Source organism: Cupriavidus sp. F041 (assembly GCF_057814235.1).
Map to the genome: position 1 here is coordinate 3,469,639 of NZ_JBVASY010000001.1, position 14,342 is coordinate 3,483,980.

Sequence of the window (14,342 nt, forward strand, 5' to 3'; positions counted from 1 at the left end):
AACTACCGCCTGATCACTGCCTCAAATCATGGGTCCACTTTAGTGTCCCCTGGTGCAGAGTCGTCTTGCATACCGATAAGCCGCAGCGCAATGATGTCGTTCTCTCTCACGATTTCGCCAGTGTTGCCTGGGTCGACGTAGCCACCTGTAGGCAGATTTCCCCGATGCTCTGTAAATGGCCTCAGATAAGGTCTTGGTGAAAGAGAGGAGCAAACGGCCATGTCGCAGCCTCAAGCCCGCAGATACCCCTCCGCCAGCGCGACCCAACACGCCGCGCCAAGCGGAATCAACTGGTCGTTGAAGTCGTAGCCGTCGTTGTGGATCGAGCAGCCCACCCACTCGCCGGTGCCATTGCCCAGCGCGAAGTAGCAGCCCGGCATCTTCTCCAGCATCCATGCGAAATCCTCGCTGCCCATCTGCATCGACGGCGGCACCTGGATGACCTTGTCGCTGCCAAGCACGCTGGCCACGGCCTGCCGCGCGATGGCGGTGGCTTCCACGGTATTGCAGATCGCGGGCGCGAGGCGCTCATAGGTGATGTCCACCGCCACGCCACAGGAGGCGGCCTGGTGCGTCACCACCTCGCGGATGCGGTTTTCCAGCAGGTCGCGTACCTCCGGCACGGTGGCGCGCACGCTCAGCTTCAGCGTCGCGGTCTCCGGGATGATGTTGTAGGTGCTGCCGGCTTCCATCTGGCCCACGCTGATCACGCCGGCATCGACCGGCGCCACGTTGCGCGCCACGATGCCCTGCAGCGCAACCACGGTAGCCGCCAGCGCCAGCGTGGGATCGGCGGCGCGGTGGGGCATGGCGCCATGGCCGCCTTTGCCGCGGAAGGTGATCGTGGCGCGGTCCGACGAGCCGCCCATCGGGCCGCTCTGCACCACCGCCATGCCCACCGGCAGGCCCGGCGCATTGTGGAAGGCGTAGATCGCATCGCAGGGGAAACGCTCGAACAGGCCGTCGTTCATCATGGCGAGCGCGCCGGTCATGCCTTCCTCGTCCGGCTGGAAGATCAGGTTGAGCGTGCCGTCGAAGTTGCGCGTGGCGGCCAGGTCTTCGGCGGCCGCCAGCAGCGTGGCGGTATGGCCGTCGTGGCCGCAGGCGTGCATGCGGCCGGCCACCTGGCTGGCATAGGGCAGGCCGGTGCGCTCCTGCAGCGGCAGCGCGTCCATGTCGGCACGGATGCCGATGCTGCGCGTGCCGTTGCCCACCTTCAATTGCGCCACCAGCCCATGGCCGCCGACGGTGTGCACGTCGTAGCCCCACTCGCGCAGCAGGGTGGCGGCCATCCCGGCGGTGCGCGGCACGTCGGCGCCAAGCTCGGGATGCGCGTGGATGCGGTGCCGCAGTTCGGCGAAGCGCGCCGCGGATTCGTTCAGGGCGGACGGGACATTGCCTGGGGTCTGGGTCATGACAGTACGATCCTGGATGTGCTGTGGAATAGGGAAAGAGGGGAAGACGATCCTGGCGCGCGTCAGTCGCGGCCCGGGTGGCTGGGGAACATGGCCAGCGCGCTCAGGCTGATGCAGGCAGAGGCAAACAGGTACCAGGCCGGCGCCATGTTGCTGCCGGTGGCGGCGATCAGCCAGGTGACGATCAGCGGGGCGAAGCCGCCGAACACGGTCACGCCAAGGCTGTACATCACCGACATGCCGGTGGCGCGATGGTGGCGCGGCAGCGCCTCCATCATCAGCGCGGCGCCGGCGCCGCTGCTGACCGACATCAGCGCCACGGCGCCGCCGATCAGCGCCATGGTGAGCGGCAGGCCCGGCCCCGACGAGAGCAGCATGAAGTTGGGGTACACCAGCGCCAGCGATGCCAGCCCGCCGGCAAACAGCAGGGGCTTGCGGCGCGGCAGCCGGTCGGCCAGCAGGCCGGACAAGGGCGCTACCACCAGCATGGCGAGGCCGGCCATGCAGGCCGCCAGGAACGCGGTGACGGGCGGCATGTGCAGCGTGTTCACCAGGTAGGTGGGCATGTAGAACACCATGATGTACATCGACGAAGTAGAGCCGGTCATCAGCAGCATGCCCAGCAGCAGCGTGCGGCCATGCTCGCGGAACACCGCGCCGATGCCGCCGTGTTGCCCGCCCTCATGCGTTTCCTGCAGATTGCGGCGGATATACATGCCCACGGGCGCGATCAGCAGACCTAGCAGGAACGGCAGGCGCCAGCCCCAGTCATGCATGGCTTCCGGGCTGAGCAGGGCCGATACCGCAGCACCTGTCAGCGCGCCCAGCAGCGCGGCGCCGCCTTGGGTGGCGGCCTGCCAGCTAACCAGGAAGCAGCGGTTGCGCTTGCTTGCCGACTCCAGCAGCAACGCGGATGCCGCGCCGACCTCGCCGCCCGCCGACAAGCCTTGCAGCAAGCGGCCGAGCACGACCAGCACGGTCGCTGTCACGCCGATGCTGGCGTGGGTCGGCGTGAACGCGATCAGCGCCGTGCCCGCGGTCATCAGCGCAATGGTGAGCGTGAGCGCGGTCTTGCGCCCGCGCCGGTCGGCCAGGCTACCGATCAGCACCGCGCCGAGCGGACGCATCACGAAGCCGGCGCCAAACGTGGCAAAGGACAGCAACAGCGAAGCCAGCGGGCTGCTCGACGGAAAGAACAACTTCCCGATGGTGGCGGCGAAGAAGCTGTAGACGGTGAAGTCGTAGATCTCCAGCCCGTTGCCGATCGCGGCGGCGACGATGGCGCAGTGCGAATGCGGGCGGGCCGCGGTGGGGGCGGCGGCGGATGCCGTGCCGGCGGGGCTGGATAGCGCGGTAGGCGCGTGTGTCATGCTTTCCTCCTCGGGTGGGATTGGCTCGGGACGGTTGCGGCGCGGCGCCGTCTCTAGTGGTGTGCTGGCATGGTAAGAGCGAGGCGCCGGATAAGCACTTCGCTTTTTTTCATGGGTATGAGAATCTGGAATAGGCGGGAATAGGCGGGCATGGGCGCCAGCCATCGGGAATGGCGGGCGATGCTCAAAGGGGGGAGGGGTGCCGCGCAAGCCGGCGGGGGGGCAGCTTACGCGCGTCCATGCAACGGCGCAGGCGCAGGCCAGTTCAGGGGGCGGCCGCGCCGCCCAGCGCCGGGGAGTCACCGGAAAGCGCTTCCAGCATGGCATCGTGCAGGCGAGCCGCGGCCCAGGTCAGCACGTGCCGGTCGCGCGTGACCAGGGAGATGGTGCGCTCGGGCACCGGCTCTTCCACCTCGATGAAGTCCATATTGTCCGTGACGAACTTGCTGCCGCGCGATTCGCTGGAAAGCAGGATCAGGGTATCCGCCTTCCAGCACAGTTCCAGTGCCAGTCCCATGGAGGTGCACTCGATCACCCGCGCGGGGGGCGCCAGGCCATTGCCCGCGAACAATTGATGAAAGGGCGAACTGGTGTCGGAGAGCGGGTCCAGCACCAGCCAGTCGGCCTGCTGCAGCAAGCGCACCGAGCGGGCCGCGCGCAGCGGATGCCCGCGCCGCGCGGCAATGATGGTCGGCAGGCGGCAGGCCTGGGTGCAATCCAGTCCGCGGTCTGCCGGCAGCAATTGGGATGTCACCGCAAAGTCCATGGTGCCCTCGCGCAGGTGCTCCAGCAACTGCGTCGGTCGCATCTCCTGCACGCGCAGGCGGGCGTTGGGAAACTCGCGCCGGAAGGTGCTCAGGCAGGCCGCCATCGGCCGCATCACCGCCGTGACCGGCGTCACGCCAACCGTGATCTCGCTGACCACGCTGCCCATCATGTCTTCCAGGTCCTCGCGCGCGCGCCGCACGTTCTCGCTGATCAGCCGGGCATGCGTGACCATCCGCTGGCCATGGGGGGTGAGGCGCACGCCCCTGCTCGAACGCACGAACAAGGTGGCGCCGACGCTGCTCTCCAGTTCCTTGATGGCCTTGCTCAGCGCGGGCTGCGTCAGGTGAAGGATGCGCGAGGCTTCCTGGATGCTGCCGGTGTCAGCGATGGCGGCCAGGGCACGCAACTGGTTAAGCTTCATGGGGAGCCTGCGGGGTCGTGGACGCACATGGTAACGGCAAAGCGCCCGGCGCAGGTGGCCGGGCGCAGGGCGCAGTAACGAGCGCCGCAGTTCGCGCTCAGTGGGCCGTTACGCCGGCCGGACTTGCCGCCACGGAAAGCGCCCGTGGGCCCTTGTGCACCGGCAGCTCGCCGCTGAAGGCAAAGTCCACTTCCGGCACATAACCGCTGATGATGTCGGCAATGGCGCGGCCCGAGCCGCAGCCGTGCGTCCAGCCCAGCGTGCCGTGGCCGGTGTTGAGGTAGAGGCCGTCGATCCCGCTGGCACCGATATACGGCACGTTGCCCGGCGTGGCGGGGCGCAGGCCAGTCCAGAAGCGAGCGAGTTCAGGACGGCTCATGCCCGGGAACACGTCCAGCGTGCGTTTGACGATGGCATCGCAGCGCACCGGGTTCAGGTCCATCGCATAGCCATTGAGTTCGGCGGTGCCCGCCACGCGCAGGCGGTCGCCAAAGCGCGAGAACACCAGCTTGTACTCGTCGTCGGTCAGGCTCACGCTGGGCGCGCGCGCGGGGTCGAGCACCGGCAGCGTCACCGAGTAGCCCTTGGCGGGATAGATATCCAGCTTCACCCCCAGCGGGCGCGCCAGCATCGGGCTGAAGCTGCCCAGCGCAAGCACATAGGCATCGGCGCTTTCGATCTGGTAGCCGCCGGTTTCATCGGCGATCTCCACGCCGCGCATCCTGCCGCCATCGGCATGCAGGCGCTGCACCCGTACGCCGTAGCGGAAGCGCACGCCAAGCGCCTCGCACTTGGCCGCCAGCTCGGTGGTGAAGCGGTGCACGTCGCCGGATTCGTCCTCGCTGGTATAGGTGGCGCCAGCCAGGCGCGGCGCGATATTGGCCAGCGCCGGTTCCAGGCGTACGACTTCGTCGGGCCCGATCACGCGGCGCTCGCAGCCCAGTTCGCGCATGATGCGCGCCGGCTCGATGGCCGCGTCGAACTCCTTCTGGCTGGTGTAGAAATGCAGGATGCCGCGCGTCAGGTGGTCATACTCGATGCCGGTTTCCTCGCGCAGGGCCTGCAGGCTGGCGCGGCTGTACGTGCCCAGGTTCAGCAACTGGATCATATTGTGGGTGGAGCGCTTAGCCGTGCACTCGCGCAGGAACTTCAGGCCCCATGACCATTGCGCCGGGTCGGCGCGCAGGCGGAACAGCAGGGGCGCATCCTCCCGGCCCAGCCAGCGCAGCATCTTCAGCGGCGCGGCCGGGTTGGCCCATGGCTCGGCATGGCTGACCGAGATCTGGCCGCCGTTGCCAAAACTGGTTTCCCGGGCGGCGCCCGCATTGCGCTCCAGCACCACCACCTCATGCCCGGCCTTGGCCAGGTACCACGCAGAAGCGACGCCGATCACGCCGGCTCCCATCACGATGACTTTCATTCTTCAGGCTCCGGACAGCAAAAAGGGGCAGACAGGCCATCTGGCCTGTCTGCCCCCACTGTCCTTTTGCCTGAGAGATTCGCCGCACCCACCACGGGTGCCGGCTTGCCCCTTCGGCGGCCGCATGCCGCGCCACGCTTGGTGGTCCGGTCCGGCGCTCTCCAGTTTTATCGGTTTCCAGTCTTCTGCACCTGAGCGTTTCAGGGGTACGCCTTCGGTAGAAACGCCCAACCTGATATGACGGGGGGCGCCTCGTTCTCCTGGAAGCCGCACCATAGCACGCGTGGCGGGGAGACTGCAAGGGCAGTATAGGTAGCGGGCGTCGGGCCCGCCCGCCGATGTAGCAGCGTTTTGTAGCATCTCCTTCTGGAGTCGCCGATTCTTAAACGTTTGAAGTAGCCGCGCGCCGTACCGCTGGAGGAAATCCGGGCATCCGCCCGGCAAGTTGCGCGAGTGCGTCATATCGGACTCACGGAGCTAATCGCACTGACATGGTTCCCCAGCCTCGTAAGGAAACTAAAAGGAGCGTATCCGCAGGTCACGCTCCAACCCGACGTGGACCTTTCGGCTTCATTGCGCGACAAGAAAAGGCCAGGAATTGCTTGAGCTTTGCGAAAGCTGAATCGCCTGGAAGAAATCCAGAAGGGCAGTATCACACTCGATGGGCAAGATATTCACGCGCCATCACTGAACATCAATAAATTCCGCAGCCACGTTGGCTTTGTTTTTCAGCAGTTCAATCTCTTCCCGCATTTGTCCGTGAGCGAGAACATCTGTCTCGCACCGACAAAGGTCGCGTCGAAGAGCAAGAGTGAGCCGAAGCAAAAGGCGCTCGCGCTGCTCGAACGCGTCGGTCTTGGCCACAAGGCTGAAGCGTATCCTCAGCAGCTCTCCAGTGGGCAGCAACAGCGGGTCGCCATCGCACGCGCGTTGGCGATGGACCCACCCGTCATGCTGTTTGATGAGCCTACGAGTGCGCCGGACCCGGAGATGGCGGGAGAGGTGCTGAACGTCATGAAAGGCTTGGCTAAGGACGGCATGACAATGGTCTGTGTCACCCACGAGATGAACTTCGCCCGAGAAGTCGCAGACCGCGTCTGGTTCATGGACCGGGGTGCCATTCTCGAAGAGGCGGCTCCGTCAGCATTCTTCTCGTCGCCGCAACATCCCAGAGCGAAAGCGTTCCTTTCCGACCGCCGTTCGCACTAACTGGCATCCGCCGCGGAACGGATATTCTGAAGGCCATTGCCCTCGGTGCCAAGTTCGTATTCGTCGGCCGGCCATTCGCATACGCAGCCGCCATTGCCGGTGAGGCCGGCGTCACCCACGCCATTGAGTTGCTGAAGGCGGAAGTCTCGCGGGACATGGCAATGCTTGGCATCAATTCCCTTTCCCAACTGGACGCGACGGAGTCGCCTTACCACCATCGCTTACTGCCCGGGCGACGATAAAGAAAGCGAACTGACTCAGGTCCAGTCGGTCAGCGCCAGAACGTCAGCGCCCCTGTCGAGAATCGCGGCCCGCTGCAGCAAGTCGCTAGGGTCGCAGAGCCCAACACAAGTGCCGGCAAGGGTCATCCTTGCCTGAGCAGTTGCGCGCAGGCTTGCCGCTTCGTGGCGCAGGGCCTTGATGCCGGCCGAGACAGTCCAGCGAGTCCTTCTCCCACTGCGAGCGCCGGCTAGCGACGCGTCGTTCGTGACCACGGGAGAAGCGAGAGCTTGATGCATATTGACCTTCAAATTTTTCTATGCCTCGTTTCGCTTGGCGGTATCTCGCGAACGGGCGTTCTTTTTTGTTTTGGCAAACATGCCAGAGTCTTGCTGGCCACTAGCGGCGATGAACTCGCCGATGACGTTGCAAATAACCGCTCGCGTATTTAACTGGACCTAGATGACAATTTGGAGTCAGGTGAGTGCCGAAAAAGACGGATATCAGTGGGGCGCGGGTTAACCTTAGCGCTGTGTCATGGCGACTTGCCGACCACCTACCATGCCATGGGTGGTGAGGGTCACAATGGCCAAGAGATAAGCCGGAAAAATCTATTTAATTCTCAGATTAAGAATTTTTAATTCTGCATGGACTCGCGATATAGTCCTGCGGCCACCGTGTCACCAGTTTCCGGCGACGTGGTTTTTTTTGTGCGCGAACGTGCACTGAATTTTCTTCTGGCAGCAAGCGCCTACGGGGCCATTGAGCGAGGCAAGGTCCTTCACGCGTCAGGCGCGCGTTGCATGCCTACTTGAGCTCGCAGTACATGCATAGCGCTGAGCTTTGTGCAGCATTGCGGAACTCCCGTGAGGCTTGGACTTCAGGCGGAGCCTTATCGAACGGGATGTGGCAGAAACCCCAGCGCGCGAAATAGGCGGGAGCCGATGCAGACAAGAGAAAAGCATGTCGGACTTCAGTGCCGCGGGCGCGCACGAGAAGCTTTTCTACGAGGCGGCTCGCGACGCCCCTATCTCGATAGCCGGACTCCACTGCCACGGACCGGATGATAATTGCTCAGCAGTCAGAAATATATGCGACAGAAGGATGGCGGAAGAATGAGCGTACAAGCGTCGGGTTTTCCGCCACGGTTTGAAGCTGTTCGTTAACCTTTTGTTGCAGGTCCTCACCTTTACGAAGAGGCCTGCGTGCCACACCTGTGCGCTTGGTATGACTCCACACCAACTCGTCTGGATTAAGGTCGGGCGAGTAGCCAGGCAAGAAGTGCAATGCGAGCTTGCCCTTTGTCGATTGAACGTAGCGCTTCACGCATGCCTTCTTGTGCGCGGGCAGTCCATCGACCACCATGTGCACGCTGTTTTTTCGCCCGCGCATCAACTTTTTGAGGAGTTCGACGAACAGCTCTCCCGTCAGACCGCCTTTGTAGGTGGCGAACCAGAAGGCCCCCTTGGAGTTGACCGCCGACGCGGCACTGATGCTCTGGCGCTGCCCCGGCCGATCGATCACCGGGGTCTTGCCACGCGCACCCCATGTCTTGCCATGCACGGTGTCGGCACGAAAGCCAGACTCGTCCCAGAAGAAAATGTCAGCCTTCTGTGCCTTTGCCGCCTTCGCGATGGCAGGAAAGGTCTCCTTGCGCCATGTCTCAACGGCCATTGGATCGCGTTGATAGGCGCGTTGCAGTGGCTTTTGCGGCGTCAGTCCCCTGCGCGCCAGAAGCGCACCGATGCTAGCCAAGGACAGATCCACTCCGAATTTTTCTTCCACCAACAACTGAACAATCTGGCGCGTCCACAAACCAAAGTCAAAACCGTATTGCGTCGGATTCTTGCCATTGATCCAGCGAAACACCTGGGCTTCTTGGCTGTTCGTGAGTTTGCGTGGCCTGCCACTACCTTTGGTTGAGCGCAAAGCCTGCAAGCCCTTGCCGCGGCCCATGGTCATAGCGCGACATCGGAAGGCCCAGGAACGATGCATGCCAAAGGACTTGGCCACGTCCTCGGGATGCTCACCCTCCCTCATCCGCTGCACCGCCAGTACGCGCATTTCCTCAAGGGTGTTATGCGCCAAGGTTCGTCCATCTCGTTTCATTAACGTCGGATTTCAACAGATCATGGAAGTTCAATTTTTGTCGCATATATTTCTGACTGCTGAGTGAGTGTCCACGACGCTCCGCTGCAGCACAGCCAACGATACGACCGTCACAAAGCGCAATCTGGAAGCTGTCGAGGATCTCCGTCACGTCCTCCGTGGCTAGGCCGCATTCTGCCAGCAACGAAGTCATCGGCTCGATGTCGGCTTGGGACGCCGAACGGAGATAAACGTGGGTAAGCATAAAGCTGTCTCCGGTCAGTGCTCGATGAGGCTCTGGGCGCCCTGGCACTTTGTTGATGCCGCGCGTCAGCACCCACTGCTGATACGATGCAACTAGTTGCGGGATGCTACCAGCTTGAACGCTCTCGTGACAAGCCCGAGGCAACTCCAATTTGTATCACTATGTGATATATGTGTCGCCAGCGCGCGCAGACCGGAGCCTGGCAGAATTGCCGTTCTCCTGGAAGCCGCGCATTAGCACGGGCTAAGCGGAATCGCAATGACTGGTGGGAGGCCCGTATCGGGACAATGCTCCCATGCTGCCGCGGCACCTTCAAGTGCCGCCACCGCGCCGCTTGTTGCCGGTGAGCATGGCGGCGATGAGATTCTCCTTGTGAGCCATGCTCATCGCGACGGCGGCAATGAGGTGTATGACGATCAGCACCATCAGGGCTTCGGCCAGTAACTCGTGCACGTCCTTCGGTCCATCCTCACCCCAGAATGCGTCCAGCCTCGACATCCAGCCCGTCACGGCGAGCGCGATGATGATGGCCCACATGGTGATCATCATCATCGCGCCGAGCGGCGTGTGGCTCAGATACCGGGGCGGGCGGTGGGCAATCAGTGCCTTGAGGTAGGCCAGGAGGCGGGAGGGCGTGGGCAGCCACGCGGAAAACCTGGCAGGCTCGCTACCGATGAAACCCCACAGGATCCGGAACAGGACCAGTCCGGCGGCAACATAGCCCATTGCGCGGTGCGACGGGCCGCCGGAGTCCTCGACCAGGCCCCGCAGCACAAGCGCGGCCACGCTCCAGTGCGTCAGGCGCACGGCAATATCCCAAACGCGAACCGACGCAGCGCCTGTCATCATGGCGTGCCCGCCTGAGACCGCCGTTACTTCTCGATTTCCGATTTCACGACATCGAGGGTCTTGGTGTCATAGTAGATCTCGGCCTTCTTGCCTTCCTTCGTCGTGCCGTAGATCTCGTAGCAGTTGCCGTCCACCTTGAACTTCTTGATGGTGTAGCCCTGGGCTTCGATCGTGGCCCTGGCGTCGGCTTCTTTCATCCATTCGGCTTTGGGATGGGCGACGCACTTGGCACCAGCGATTGCTCCCGTTGAGAACACGCCAGCTAGGAGGAACAGGCAAATACGCTGCATGGAAGGCCTCGGCTCAGTCATATGTGACAGCGAAGCATAGACAAACAGGTAACGATTCGCAATACGGATTTGCCCCTGCCGCCGCGAGGGCAGCGTATCGGTTTCAGGGGGACTGATCGGCTTGCGCTAGAATGGCTAATGCAGGCCAGGATTGCGCGGCGCCATTCCGGCGTGCGCGGCACATGGCGCATGTGCGTGCAAGCACCGATGTGGTGCGCCGGCGCCGGCCAGGCAACGCCGCAGTAGCCCAAGTTTCCCGCAGCGCTTCGCCTGCCCCATTTTTGAATTCACATGCAGCTTGACGATACCAACCCGCAAAACTCCTTCCTGAACACAACGCGCAAAGAGCGCAAGCGTGTGCAGGTGTACCTGGTCAGCGGCATCCGGCTCGTCGGCTCCATCGAGTCATTCGACGCCTTTGTGGTGATGCTGAGCACACCTGGCGGCATGCAGACCATCTACAAGCGAGCCATATCGACCATCCAGCTGGACACCGGCACGCGCCCGCCCGGTGGTGGCGGCGGCGGCGCGCGTGCGCCGGGCAGCGGCCCGCGCACGCCGGGCGTTGGTCCGCGCACGCCACGCGTGACGTCCGACGGCAACCCCCAGGCACCCCTTGTGGTGACGCGAAAGCGTCGCTCCATGGTGCCCGGTAGCGGAAACGAATAGGCTGCCACGCTGCCGCGAAGTCCGTTTTTGCCGGATGCGTTGCTGATCGCCGCGAATTGCTGCGTCCGATAGCCGCTGGCCGAGTTTGTCCTCGCCATGATCGGGTCGAGTGGCTCGAACCCGATCCGACAGTGATGAATCGCCCGGCCCATCCGGTGGCACGTGCTGGCGATGGTCACATCCCGGCCTCTTCACGTTCTTCCCGGGCGACTTGCTCGTAATCGTCAGCTCGTCAGCGCCCCGGCGGGCTCGCCGGGGCCTGGTCAAACTGTGGAACCGCCCTCCGTCAGTTGCCGATGCCGAGCAACTCCACTTCAAAGTTCAGCGTGGCATTCGGCGGGATCGTGCCCGGCACGCCGCGCGCGCCATAGGCGGTCGGGCCGGGGCAGACCAGCTTGGCCTTGCCGCCGACCTGCATCTTCTGCACGCCTTCGGTCCAGCAGGGGATGACGCGGTTCAGCGGGAACGAGATCGGCTGGCCGCGCTTGTACGAGCTATCGAACTCGGTGCCGTCGGTCAGCGTGCCGCGGTAGTGCACCTTTACCGTGTCCGACGCCTTCGGCGTGGCGCCGGTGCCCTTGACGATTTGCTCGATGGACATGCCGGACGGCAGGGTTTCCGCGGCCGGAGCGGCTGCGTGGGCGACGGAGGCCATTCCCAGGGCGGCAAGTAGCAGGGCAATTTTCTTCATGTGTCAGTTTGCAGAGTGGTGGGGGTGAAGTCCGGGCTGGCAAGGCCGGCCGGAAACCAGCATCTTAAACCGGGATGGCCATCGCAAGCCGCAACTGGGCTGAACCCAGGGGGCCGGGCGCGATGGCGCCAGCGCCGCCAGATGCCGTCGCGAAGCATGGACTCCCCGATGGCCGGACTCAACCGGGCAATGCGCCGGAGGCGCCGGAATATCCGGTTGAACAGGGGCCGTCCCAGGCCTCCACGGCTCGGCGTAGCCTGTACGCATCAAGGCATCATGGGCGGGCGGTAAGGCAGCGTCGAAGCAAATGCCCAGAGCATGAACAGCACAAGCGGCGTGTGAACCAGCAGCTGGGTGAAGGTAAAGCCCACCACGTCCTTGGCCCGGATCCCCAGCACGCCCAGCAGCGGCAGCATCCAGAACGGGTTGATCAGGTTGGGCAGCGCCTCCGCGGCGTTATACACCTGCACCGCCCAGCCCAGGTGGACCTGCAGCGCGTTTGCCGCCTGCATCACGTAGGGCGCTTCGATGACCCATTTGCCGCCGCCCGACGGCATAAAGAAGCCGAGCACGGCGGAGTACACGCCCATGACGGCGGAAAACGATTCCCTGGTGGCAACCGAGACAAAGGCCGACGCCAAATGGTGCGAAAGGGTCGTGCCGTCTACGCCGGCAGCCTTGGTAAGGATGAATGCGATGCCGCCATACAGCGGAAACTGGATCAGCACCCCGGCGGTGGAGGGCACCGATTTGGCCACGGCGCGCAGGAAGCGCTTGGGCCGCCAGTTCAACAGCATTCCCAGCATGAGGAACAGGAAGTTGTAGGTGTTGAGATTGGAGATCGCGAGGACAGGATCCTTGGTGGTGAACTCGCGGACCAGCCATCCCGCGCCCAGCGCCACGATCAGCAAGGTCAGCAAGGGGCTGTACTCCAGCCATTCGCCGGGACGCGTGGGACGGCCGATGCCATCGCCGGCGTCATCGAGATCTACGCCCATGTCCTGCGCAGTACGCGCGCGGTCTCCCGCCGGTGCCGAGAAATATGCCACCAGCAATGACGCAACGATCAGCACCGCCGTCATCGCCATCGACTGCCACAGGAAGATGGTCTGGGAGAAAGGGATCACGCCGGTGATATCGAGCAGTGATTTGGGCAGGCTGGCGGGATTGGCCTGCAACTGCGCGGCGGAAGAACTCAGTCCCAGCGCCCAGGTGGCCCCCATCCCCAGGTAGGCCGCCGCGCTGGCCGCGCGGTAGTCCACGCGCAGTCCGCTGCGCCTTGCGATGGCCCGCACCAGCAGCCCGCTGAGGATCAGGCTGATGGCCCAGTTGAGCAGGGAAGTCAGCAGGCTCACCAGCGCGACAAAGGCGATGGCGCCCCGCGCCGTCCTTGGCAGGGCGGCGAGCCGCCGGATCAGCAGCGAAGCAGGGGGCGAAGCCGCCACCACATACCCGGAGATGGCCACCACCGCCATCTGCATGGTGAACGGGATCAGGCTCCAGAAGCCGTCGCCGAATGCTTGCGCCACGCTTTGCGCCGGCGCGATGGCGGCGAAGATATAGGAATCGGGGAACCAGCGCTCGGACCAGTCGGTGACCTTGACGGCCAGCCGTTCGAGTCCGCCGCGGCCTGGATGGTCCGCCGCGTCCAGCGATAGGGGGGTGCTTTTCATTGCTGTCTCCTTACATTGACATGGCTTCTGCGTTCGGCGTGGCGCCTTGCGAGCCCTTGAATCCTTCATAGGCCATGACGGCCGCCGCGAGATCTTCCAGCGCGGTGCCGACAGCCTTGAAGACGGTGATTTCCGCGTCGTCCACGCGGCCGGGATGGCACCGCTGGCACAAGTCCGCGAGCGTGGCCCGGATGTCGGCCGCGTTGAGCACGCCGGCCTCAATCGGGTGCAGCAGGTCGCCGGCCTTGAGCACGGCCTCGCCCGTGTCGACGAAGACGGAAGCCGCATTGAAGCAACCGTCGTCGGCCTCGCGCATGGCTGGCGTGAAGCCGCCGATCAGGTCCAGGTGGGTGCCGGGCCTGAGGAACGCGCGATGCACGAGGGGCGCGGTGGAGAGCGTGGCGGCGGTCACGATGTCGGCGTCTTCGCAGGCGGCGGCGATCGTCGGGACAAAGCGCGCGTCGAAGCCGTCGGCCTGCAGTCGTGCCACCAGCGCTTCGCCTTGCCGCGCATGGATATCCCAGACGGCAACGCGCCCGATCGGCCTGACGGCGCGATAGGCATGGGGCAGCAGGCTGGCGACCCGGCCCGAACCAAGCACCAGCATCGACGACGCATCCTTGCGGCTCAGGTACGAGGCCGCCATCGCCGACGCGGCGGCGGTGCGCCTGGACGTGATCTCGTTGCCATCGATCATGGCCAGCGGCTTGCCGGTGCGCGCGTCGTGCAGCAGGTAGGTCGAGTACAAGCCCGGCAGGCCTTTCGCCGTGTTGCCGGGGTAGATCGTCACGGTCTTCACGCCAAGGTAGGCGCCGGCCCGCCAGGAGGGCATCAGCAGCATGGTTCCGTCCGCATCAATGGCATGGCTGTGGCGCTGCGGGACTTCGCAGCCCCGGATAAACGCGTCGCGCAGCGCGGGCACGAGATTCTCGAACGGCAGCAGGGCACGGGTGGTGTCGGAGTCCAGTATCAACATAGTCGCTTTGGTGGGGGGG

At 64.2% G+C, this 14,342-nt stretch carries 14 protein-coding genes, 1 pseudogene and 1 riboswitch; of the genes and pseudogenes, 3 read left to right on the top strand and 12 right to left on the bottom strand.

Annotated elements, in window-relative coordinates:
- Nucleotides 1-230: 230 nt before the first annotated feature.
- The 4 genes from ACZY0R_RS15970 to ACZY0R_RS15985 form a co-directional block, all read right to left on the bottom strand.
- On the bottom strand, nt 231-1,415 hold the full coding sequence (locus ACZY0R_RS15970; protein WP_488859299.1) for a M20 aminoacylase family protein: 1,185 nt from the start codon (nt 1,413-1,415) through the stop codon (nt 231-233).
- 62 nt (nt 1,416-1,477) lie between these two features.
- Complete coding sequence (locus tag ACZY0R_RS15975; protein ID WP_488859300.1) at nt 1,478-2,785, bottom strand: MFS transporter; 1,308 nt, start codon at nt 2,783-2,785, stop codon at nt 1,478-1,480.
- Between the two features lie 265 nt (nt 2,786-3,050).
- On the bottom strand, nt 3,051-3,974 hold the full coding sequence (locus ACZY0R_RS15980) for a LysR substrate-binding domain-containing protein (protein ID WP_488859301.1): 924 nt from the start codon (nt 3,972-3,974) through the stop codon (nt 3,051-3,053).
- A gap of 97 nt (nt 3,975-4,071) precedes the next feature.
- On the bottom strand, nt 4,072-5,394 hold the full coding sequence (locus tag ACZY0R_RS15985; RefSeq protein ID WP_488859302.1) for a D-amino acid dehydrogenase: 1,323 nt from the start codon (nt 5,392-5,394) through the stop codon (nt 4,072-4,074).
- A 48-nt stretch (nt 5,395-5,442) separates the two neighbouring features.
- Nucleotides 5,443-5,569, bottom strand: a riboswitch (glycine riboswitch).
- Nucleotides 5,570-6,003: 434 nt separating this feature from the next.
- On the opposite strand from ACZY0R_RS15985, the gene ACZY0R_RS15990 reads away from it, so the two are divergent.
- Nucleotides 6,004-6,603, top strand: a complete 600-nt coding sequence (locus tag ACZY0R_RS15990) for an amino acid ABC transporter ATP-binding protein (protein WP_488859303.1) — start codon at nt 6,004-6,006, stop codon at nt 6,601-6,603.
- Nucleotides 6,603-6,845: pseudogene (locus ACZY0R_RS15995) on the top strand (alpha-hydroxy-acid oxidizing protein); the annotation flags it as partial. The gene ACZY0R_RS15990 and the pseudogene ACZY0R_RS15995, both read left to right, overlap by 1 nt.
- Nucleotides 6,846-7,629: 784 nt before the next feature.
- Here the strand turns inward: ACZY0R_RS15995 and ACZY0R_RS16000 are convergent.
- From ACZY0R_RS16000 to ACZY0R_RS16020, 5 genes are all read right to left on the bottom strand, one after another.
- Nucleotides 7,630-7,878, bottom strand: coding sequence for a GNAT family N-acetyltransferase (locus ACZY0R_RS16000; protein ID WP_488859304.1), 249 nt, complete (start codon nt 7,876-7,878; stop codon nt 7,630-7,632).
- A gap of 18 nt (nt 7,879-7,896) precedes the next feature.
- Nucleotides 7,897-8,931 (bottom strand): IS630 family transposase, encoded by a 1,035-nt coding sequence (locus ACZY0R_RS16005; protein ID WP_488856757.1) that lies wholly within the window; start codon nt 8,929-8,931, stop codon nt 7,897-7,899.
- Entirely contained in the window at nt 8,900-9,175 is a 276-nt protein-coding gene (locus ACZY0R_RS16010) for a GNAT family protein (protein ID WP_488859305.1), read from the bottom strand. Before ACZY0R_RS16010 ends, ACZY0R_RS16005 begins: the two co-directional genes overlap by 32 nt.
- 312 nt (nt 9,176-9,487) lie before the next feature.
- A complete protein-coding gene (locus ACZY0R_RS16015; protein WP_488859306.1) occupies nt 9,488-10,024 on the bottom strand; it encodes a cytochrome b/b6 domain-containing protein in 537 nt (178 codons plus the stop codon).
- 23 nt (nt 10,025-10,047) lie between these two features.
- Complete coding sequence (locus tag ACZY0R_RS16020) at nt 10,048-10,314, bottom strand: PepSY domain-containing protein (protein WP_045240545.1); 267 nt, start codon at nt 10,312-10,314, stop codon at nt 10,048-10,050.
- A gap of 291 nt (nt 10,315-10,605) precedes the next feature.
- On the opposite strand from ACZY0R_RS16020, the gene hfq reads away from it, so the two are divergent.
- Nucleotides 10,606-10,983, top strand: a complete 378-nt coding sequence (hfq, locus tag ACZY0R_RS16025) for an RNA chaperone Hfq (RefSeq protein ID WP_045240544.1) — start codon at nt 10,606-10,608, stop codon at nt 10,981-10,983.
- A 286-nt stretch (nt 10,984-11,269) separates the two neighbouring features.
- Here hfq and ACZY0R_RS16030 read toward each other — a convergent pair whose 3' ends face one another.
- The 3 genes from ACZY0R_RS16030 to lhpI form a co-directional block, all read right to left on the bottom strand.
- Nucleotides 11,270-11,674 (bottom strand): FKBP-type peptidyl-prolyl cis-trans isomerase, encoded by a 405-nt coding sequence (locus ACZY0R_RS16030; RefSeq protein ID WP_488859307.1) that lies wholly within the window; start codon nt 11,672-11,674, stop codon nt 11,270-11,272.
- Between the two features lie 266 nt (nt 11,675-11,940).
- Nucleotides 11,941-13,347: a short-chain fatty acid transporter gene (locus ACZY0R_RS16035; protein ID WP_488859308.1), complete on the bottom strand. Its 1,407-nt coding sequence runs from the start codon at nt 13,345-13,347 to the stop codon at nt 11,941-11,943.
- 10 nt (nt 13,348-13,357) lie between these two features.
- Nucleotides 13,358-14,323 (bottom strand): bifunctional Delta(1)-pyrroline-2-carboxylate/Delta(1)-piperideine-2-carboxylate reductase, encoded by a 966-nt coding sequence (lhpI, locus tag ACZY0R_RS16040; protein ID WP_488859309.1) that lies wholly within the window; start codon nt 14,321-14,323, stop codon nt 13,358-13,360.
- Nucleotides 14,324-14,342 lie beyond the last annotated feature (19 nt).

Coding starts and splice junctions, on each gene's coding strand:
- ACZY0R_RS15975 (WP_488859300.1), bottom strand. CDS start 2,785: ATGACACACGCGCCTACCGCGCTATCCAGCCCCGCCGGCACGGCATCC.
- lhpI (WP_488859309.1), bottom strand. CDS start 14,323: ATGTTGATACTGGACTCCGACACCACCCGTGCCCTGCTGCCGTTCGAG.
- ACZY0R_RS15985 (WP_488859302.1), bottom strand. CDS start 5,394: ATGAAAGTCATCGTGATGGGAGCCGGCGTGATCGGCGTCGCTTCTGCG.
- hfq (WP_045240544.1), top strand. CDS start 10,606: ATGCAGCTTGACGATACCAACCCGCAAAACTCCTTCCTGAACACAACG.
- ACZY0R_RS16010 (WP_488859305.1), bottom strand. CDS start 9,175: ATGCTTACCCACGTTTATCTCCGTTCGGCGTCCCAAGCCGACATCGAG.
- ACZY0R_RS16035 (WP_488859308.1), bottom strand. CDS start 13,347: ATGAAAAGCACCCCCCTATCGCTGGACGCGGCGGACCATCCAGGCCGC.
- ACZY0R_RS16015 (WP_488859306.1), bottom strand. CDS start 10,024: ATGATGACAGGCGCTGCGTCGGTTCGCGTTTGGGATATTGCCGTGCGC.
- ACZY0R_RS16020 (WP_045240545.1), bottom strand. CDS start 10,314: ATGCAGCGTATTTGCCTGTTCCTCCTAGCTGGCGTGTTCTCAACGGGA.
- ACZY0R_RS15980 (WP_488859301.1), bottom strand. CDS start 3,974: ATGAAGCTTAACCAGTTGCGTGCCCTGGCCGCCATCGCTGACACCGGC.
- ACZY0R_RS16005 (WP_488856757.1), bottom strand. CDS start 8,931: ATGAAACGAGATGGACGAACCTTGGCGCATAACACCCTTGAGGAAATG.
- ACZY0R_RS15970 (WP_488859299.1), bottom strand. CDS start 1,415: ATGACCCAGACCCCAGGCAATGTCCCGTCCGCCCTGAACGAATCCGCG.
- ACZY0R_RS16030 (WP_488859307.1), bottom strand. CDS start 11,674: ATGAAGAAAATTGCCCTGCTACTTGCCGCCCTGGGAATGGCCTCCGTC.